The sequence below is a fragment of the Methylophaga sp. UBA4204 genome, assembly GCF_002379485.1.
In the GTDB taxonomy this organism is placed as follows: domain Bacteria; phylum Pseudomonadota; class Gammaproteobacteria; order Nitrosococcales; family Methylophagaceae; genus Methylophaga.
The window spans coordinates 45,439-52,165 of sequence record NZ_DFTU01000094.1; the positions used below are offsets into that span (position 1 = coordinate 45,439).

The following is a 6,727-nucleotide window of genomic DNA, read 5'->3' on the forward strand; positions in this document are numbered from 1 at the left end:
CATGGTTTGCATTATCACAATGTAAGACCCATCGCAGAGATTAAAGAGCTGGTGGAGCTGAATATCGGCCACGCCATTGTGGCACGATCATTCTTTACCGGCTTTCAGGAAGCCGTCCGGGAAATGAAAAAACTGATGTTAGGTGCACGACATTCATGATCAGTGGTATTGGCACGGATTTAGTGCATATTCCCCGTATCGCAGAAATGTTAAAAAAGTACGGCGATAAAGCCGCACAGCGTATTCTGGATGTGAGCGAATTCGAGCAGTTTCAAAAAAACCAGCAACCTGCCGCATTTCTGGCTAAACGGTTTGCTGCAAAAGAAGCCACGGCCAAAGCCTTGGGCACAGGCTTTCGGGATGGGTTAAGCCTGCAACATATCGCCGTTCGCAATAATAGTCTGGGCAAACCGGAACTGGTCTTTAATGCTTATGCCGAACAGTTATTGTCAGAAAAAAATATCCAGACAGCTATGCTCAGTCTGAGTGACGATGGTGATTATGCCACCGCCTATGTTGTCCTGGTGGAAGGTTAGAATGTCACAATATCCCACCATTGAATCCTGCATAGGCAATACACCTCTGGTCCGTTTACAGCGATTGCCCGGCAATACCAGTAATACGATTTTGGCTAAGCTGGAAGGTAATAACCCTGCCGGATCGGTTAAAGATCGGCCGGTTGCCAGCATGATTCGCCATGCTCAACTGAGAGGTGATATTAAGCCTGGCGATACGCTGATAGAGGCGACCAGTGGCAATACCGGTATTGCGCTGGCAATGGTCACCGCTATTCTGGGATATCGGATGATTCTGATTATGCCGGAAAATATGAGTTCGGAACGGCGGGCTTCAATGCGGGCTTATGGTGCCGAAATTATTTTAACCGATGGAATGGAATCCGCACGTGATTTGGCGCTGCAGATGCAGGCGATGGGGGAAGGCAAAGTTCTGAATCAGTTTGGTAATTTTGATAATCCATTAGCGCATTATGAAACGACCGGACCTGAAATCTGGCGGGATACCAATGGAGAAGTAACCCATTTTGTCAGCGCCATGGGAACAACTGGCACCATTATGGGGGTTTCCAGATATTTGAAACAACAGAATCCAGCAGTTCAGATAGTCGGGGTTCAACCCGTCGAAGGCTCAAAAATACCGGGTATCCGACGCTGGTCAGCTGCTTATCTGCCAGAAATCTTTGAGCCGGAACGAGTAGATATGACGTTGGATGTAGAACAGGAAGTTGCTGAAGACACCATGCGCAAACTGGCCCGTGATGAAGGCATCTTCTGTGGCGTTTCATCAGGTGGCAGTGTTGCTGCTGCGTTACGATTATCGGAAACGGTTTCCAATGCTGTTATCGTCTGCATTATTTGTGATCGTGGTGATCGCTATCTTTCTACAGGTGTGTTTCCGGCAGACTAATGCTAACCAGGACTCTAGTCTTATTGGTTTTATTACTGGTAGCGACCTCCCAGTTACATGCAATAGAACAGGCGGCTATTCAGATCGGCTCCTGGTCAAGCGAGCAAGTCGACATCACTGATTTGCAAGTTGAAGTCAATTTACAATCCACCGGATTAGCGCTTACTGCCACAGCCAAACAATTACAGTTAACAGCACCAGTAGGTCTGTTAAAAAATGTCAGACTGCGCTGTGAAACCTTACGCTGGTTATCCGGGCAAATAGATTGTCAGTCTGGTCAACTGGACTTCAGCCATGCTCTTTGGGGCAACCAAAAAATAGCATTCAATATTAAATCTCGTGCAGAAGAAGAAAATTATCAACTGACTTTAACAGGTATCCAGCTGGATCAAGGCAGCATGGACGTTCAGGCGGATTACCAACAGGGTCAATGGCAAGCTCAGGTGGCCGGGGAAAATGTTGCGTTAAACAGCTTGGTTAAATTTATCGGTCCATACGTTAATGAAAAGCAACTGGAATTACTTTCGCAATGGAATATCAATGCCCTAATGGATATTGATGCAGAACTTACCGGTAATCAAACACACTTAGCCTCGGCAAAAGTTTCCGGAAAACTAAGAGATGTAATGTTTGCTGATCCCAGCGGAAGTTATGCTGGCGAAGCTCTGGCAGCCCAAATACAACTGGCACTGCAAATCGAAAATGATCGCTCGTCATGGCAGCAAACGCTAACTATCGATAAGGGCCAGACCTACTTTGAACCGATCTTTTTGGATTTGGCTGAACACTCTGTCACGTTAAGCAGTGAAGGACAATTCAATAATGCCAACAAAACATGGCAGATAAATGATGTTGAATTTTCACAAAGCACTTCCATTTCAGCCAATGCAGAGTTAAATGGTAAGGCAACGCAATTAACACATCTGCAAATGGACCTCCGTAGCACTGATTTAGCACAATTATATAAAGACTGGTTACAACCATTTATTCCAGGTTCGTCCCTGAGTCATTTGCAAACCACCGGGGAGTTAACAGCCAGTTTGCAATGGCAGCCAGAGCAATATCTGTTTCAAATGAATTTACAGTCGGTCACGATAGTCGATGATGCTGGACGGTTTGCTATTGATAACCTTGAAGGGGAACTGGGATGGACTAACCAGGAGTCAGTGATACCGATTGATTTACGCTGGAACTCGGCTTCTATTTTATCCTTGCCATTGGGTGGCTCAACCTTACAGGCAGAAGCGAGTCAGAATCAGATTCAATTTTCCAATTTGTCATTACCTATTCTGGATGGAGCATTATCACTGAATGACTTTCAATTAAGTCTTGATGAAGAGCAGGGAAGAAGCTGGCAGTTTGAGGGATTATTAAGCCCGATTTCAATGGATCAATTAAGTCCTTTACTGGGCTGGCCAACGCTTCAAGGTAAATTGTCCGGCATGATCCCCAAAGTCAGTTATGCTGATGAAGAGATCACTGTCGATGGAGCATTGTTACTGAAATTATTTGATGGCACGACGGTGATTAGAGATCTCCGTTTACAACAGCCATTCGGAAGCCTGCCTCAGTTGTATGCCAATATCGATATTAACCGTCTGGATCTACAGACGCTCACCAATACTTTCGATTTTGGTAATATAAGCGGCAAATTAGATGGTCGTATCCATAATTTACGCTTATCAAACTGGCAACCGGTGCAATTTGATGCATTATTTGAGACACCAGAAGAGGATCCAGGTCGGCGGCGAATAAGTCAGCGTGCCGTCAATAATCTTTCGCAGATTGGTGGTGGTCCGGCTGCCATTTTATCGCGTGGGTTTATGGGCCTGTTTGAAGATTTTTCCTATAGCAAAATTGGTCTAAGTTGTCGTTTGATGAATTCTGTCTGTCAGATGGGTGGTATAGAACCTGCTGAGCAAGGGTACTATATTGTTAAAGGTGGCGGCCTGCCACCATGGATTAATGTGATTGGCTATAACCGTGAGGTGGATTGGCCAGAATTAATCGCCAGATTAAAAGCGGTCAGTCAAAGCGACGGGCCAGTTATTCAATAAAGGAAAATCGAATGGGTTTATTAAAATGGTTAACGGGCACTACCGCAGGGTTAATGCTGATTTCCTGTGTGACAATCAATATCTATTTTCCGGCAGCGGCTGCTGAAAAAGCTGCAGATCGAATTATTGAAGATGTATGGGGACGCGAAAACCCGACGCAGCCACAACCGACTGAATCGGAAGACAGTACTAGTGCTTTAAAACAGAATATGCCGCTTGCAATGCAGGTATTGAACTGGTTGGTCTCACCGGCGCAGGCAGAAGCTAATTTGAATATTAATTCGCCGGCAATTAATGCTTTGCAGGCAAAAATGAAACAGCGCCATGAGAAACTTCATCCGTTTTATCAAACCGGTGCGGTGGGATTAACCAGTAATGGTCTGATTACCTTGCGTGATGCCTCTGCAGTGCCATTAAAAGATCGTAATACAGTAAATACTCTGATCGCTGAAGAGAATCAGGATCGTAACGCCTTATACGCTGAAATAGCCCGTGCTAACGGGCATCCTGAATGGGAATCTGATATCCAGGAAACCTTTGCCAGACGCTGGATAAGCAATGCAGCCAAAGGTTGGTGGTATCAGCAAGGCGGCAGCTGGAAGCAAAAATAATTTTTCAATCAAGTTTAAGTCCGGTTATGCAAAAGCATGACCGGACTTTTTTTATGTAATTTTCGTTTAAAGGTTTAACAAATGGCACGACGTAATCACAGAAAACGGCTCCCTACAGAAGCTGTTCAGGCAACTATAGAGAGTCTTTCTCATGATGGTCGTGGCATTGCCCGAATTGAGGGTAAAACCGTCTTTGTCGACGGTGCGTTGGCGGGTGAAAATGTGTCGTTTAAATATACCCGGCTGCATAAAAAATATGATGAGGCCAAAGTAATCTCGATTGAGTCTGCCTCCAAGGATCGCGTTGAAGCAAAATGCCAACATTTTGGTGTGTGTGGTGGGTGCAGTTTGATGCATATGTCACCAGAAGCTCAGTTAAGCCTGAAACAAGACACCTTAAAGGAACAGCTTTCGCACTTTGGACAACTGACACCAGAGAATTGGTTAGCACCGTTAACTGGCCCTCTGTGGGGCTATCGACGTAAAGCTCGTTTAGGTGTCCGTTATGTGACCAAAAAAGAAAAAGTGCTGGTCGGCTTTAGAGAAAAAGGGTCACCTTATCTGGCTGAGTTAACGCAATGTGAAGTATTGGATCCACGCGTTGGATTACGCCTGGAAGAGCTGGGGGAAATGATTGCCAGCCTTGAAGCCTATAACCGAATCGCACAAATAGAAGTGGCGATGGATGATGCCAATACAGCTCTGGTTTTCCGGAACATGGATCCATTGTGTGAAACAGATAAGCAAAAATTGATTAACTATGGTCAGCAAAAGGATTTGTGGATCTATCAACAACCAGGCGGGCCGGATACCGTCAGTCCATTATGGCCTGAAGCACCACAATTGCATTATGCACCTGAAGAAGGTCTCAGACTGGAATTTGCCCCGGGCGACTTTACTCAGGTCAACGCCGCTATCAACCATAAAATGATTGCCAAGGCGATTGAGATGCTTGATTTGCAGGAAACCGATCGGGTACTGGATCTGTTTTGTGGTTTGGGTAACTTTACCCTGCCTTTGGCAAAACGTGTCCGAAGTGTGATTGGGGTAGAAGGGGATAAATCTCTAGTGGCACATGCACAGAGAAATGCCGGGATGAATGGTCTGGACAACGCTGTATTTGAAATGGCTGATTTAACGATAACACAATTGAAAGATTATCCTTGGGCACAGGAAGGTTTCACAAAAGTATTACTGGATCCTCCCAGAAGCGGCGCGTTTGAAGTGCTGGGTCAGATTGCTGATCTGGGCGCCAAAACCATTGTTTACGTTTCCTGTAACCCCGCTACTCTGGCCCGTGATGCCGGTGAACTTGTGAATCAATATGGATATACGCTTGTACAAACCGGCATCATGGATATGTTTCCTCATACCAGTCATGTTGAATCGATCGCATTATTTCAAAAATGATGGGAAAATATTTCTAGTAGTTTTAAATGGTTCACAAAGTACTCGGAAATTGAAGTTAAAAAAGTTCCCTATTTAGTACCAAGGTACAATAGTTTTAGGAAATTTTTCCTTTAATATAGGCAACATTGCTCCAGGAATGAACCGGAGCAATACTAAATATTTGAGTGCCAACCTTGGTGTGAGCCAAGAGACGGAAAGCCACGGGTCTTCCTTAATAAGATAGCCGGGTTGCATTTTCAGGAAGGAAATGTAAATGAAATTATTAACACCAATCTTTGCCGCGACACTTTTGATGTTAGGTTTTTCTACAACTGCATCAGCCACTTTTTATCATCCTAAACCACATTACTGTGATAATGGTGATCTCTGTGATAATAGCCAGCCTTTCTCAACTACCTTGACGACTGGCGATATTAATAACAGTGGAAAATACGCTTACTGGGGTTTCGATAGTATCGATGTAGCTGATTTGACAATTGAATCAGCAACTTTAACTGTAAAATCTAATGCTGATAACTTTTTTATTTTCGGGTGGGATAAAATTTTCGCTTATACAGATAATTGGTATGGCACTGGACTTGAGCATATTGGCTGGCTAGATGGCGGTTACGATGTTTTTTCATTAAGCTCTAGTCTTTTTGATGAAATTATTGATGGTTTATCACTGAAAGCGCTTTTCACCGATAATTCAGAAGACGTTTTTTGGTCAAAACTGGAAGTTTCTGGCGTCTACTGTCCGCCTATTAGTGAGGTTCCTTTACCAGCAGCGGTATGGTTGTTCGGTTCAGGTTTAATGGGCTTTATGGCTGTTCGCAGAAGAACAAAAGCAAACCAACAAGCTTAACTCTCTCGTAATACCGTAAAATAAAAACCGTGGCTTTCGAGCCACGGTTTTTTTATGTCTGAAAAAAAGAGTGAGTTGAAATGGCAAAGTCTGATCCGTTAGCTGAATCGCCCCCAGCTTTATTAAAAGATCATATAAATGCCAATTCTATCGATGTGTTAGCAGGATTAATCAAAGGCTATCAACCGGATTTTCCTGACGATAAGTTCAGGGTTATGGCAATGTCACAGTTGGAATCCATGCCACTTAAAACCCGCGTCAACCATCTTAGTAACGTTTTGGCAGTATTACTGGTTGAGGATTTCTCTGTGAATGCCAAATGGTTGAAGCAGGTTGCCGCGCACTGGCCCAATCAGGAGCCCAGTAAAGGTTGGCATAGT

Annotated in this window: 8 protein-coding genes and 1 riboswitch; all 8 genes read left to right on the forward strand. The window is 44.3% G+C overall.

Going from position 1 to position 6,727, the window contains the following annotated elements:
* Positions 1-159: pyridoxine 5'-phosphate synthase (locus B3182_RS14330; RefSeq protein ID WP_292753248.1), on the forward strand; the 159-nt coding region annotated here is incomplete at its 5' end.
* The gene (gene acpS, locus B3182_RS14335) at positions 156-536 is read left to right on the forward strand and encodes a holo-ACP synthase (RefSeq protein ID WP_292355521.1); all 381 of its coding nucleotides are present in this window, start codon (positions 156-158) and stop codon (positions 534-536) included. The genes B3182_RS14330 and acpS, both read left to right, overlap by 4 nt.
* Position 537: 1 nt before the next feature.
* The gene (gene cysM, locus B3182_RS14340; protein WP_292355523.1) at positions 538-1,425 is read left to right on the forward strand and encodes a cysteine synthase CysM; all 888 of its coding nucleotides are present in this window, start codon (positions 538-540) and stop codon (positions 1,423-1,425) included.
* Entirely contained in the window at positions 1,425-3,482 is a 2,058-nt protein-coding gene (locus tag B3182_RS14345; RefSeq protein WP_292355526.1) for a hypothetical protein, read from the forward strand. The genes cysM and B3182_RS14345 overlap by 1 nt, the downstream gene beginning before the upstream one ends.
* Before the next feature lie 11 nt (positions 3,483-3,493).
* Positions 3,494-4,093, forward strand: coding sequence for a YdbL family protein (locus B3182_RS14350; protein ID WP_292355528.1), 600 nt, complete (start codon positions 3,494-3,496; stop codon positions 4,091-4,093).
* Between the two features lie 81 nt (positions 4,094-4,174).
* Positions 4,175-5,503 (forward strand): 23S rRNA (uracil(1939)-C(5))-methyltransferase RlmD, encoded by a 1,329-nt coding sequence (rlmD, locus tag B3182_RS14355; protein ID WP_292355530.1) that lies wholly within the window; start codon positions 4,175-4,177, stop codon positions 5,501-5,503.
* Between the two features lie 156 nt (positions 5,504-5,659).
* Positions 5,660-5,739: riboswitch (cyclic di-GMP riboswitch) on the forward strand.
* 17 nt (positions 5,740-5,756) lie between these two features.
* Positions 5,757-6,347 carry a VPLPA-CTERM sorting domain-containing protein gene (locus tag B3182_RS14360; RefSeq protein ID WP_292355532.1) on the forward strand — a complete coding sequence of 197 codons (591 nt, stop codon included), beginning with the start codon at positions 5,757-5,759 and terminating at the stop codon, positions 6,345-6,347.
* A gap of 80 nt (positions 6,348-6,427) precedes the next feature.
* A partial coding sequence (locus tag B3182_RS14365) for a hypothetical protein (protein ID WP_292753231.1) occupies positions 6,428-6,727 on the forward strand: 300 nt, incomplete at its 3' end.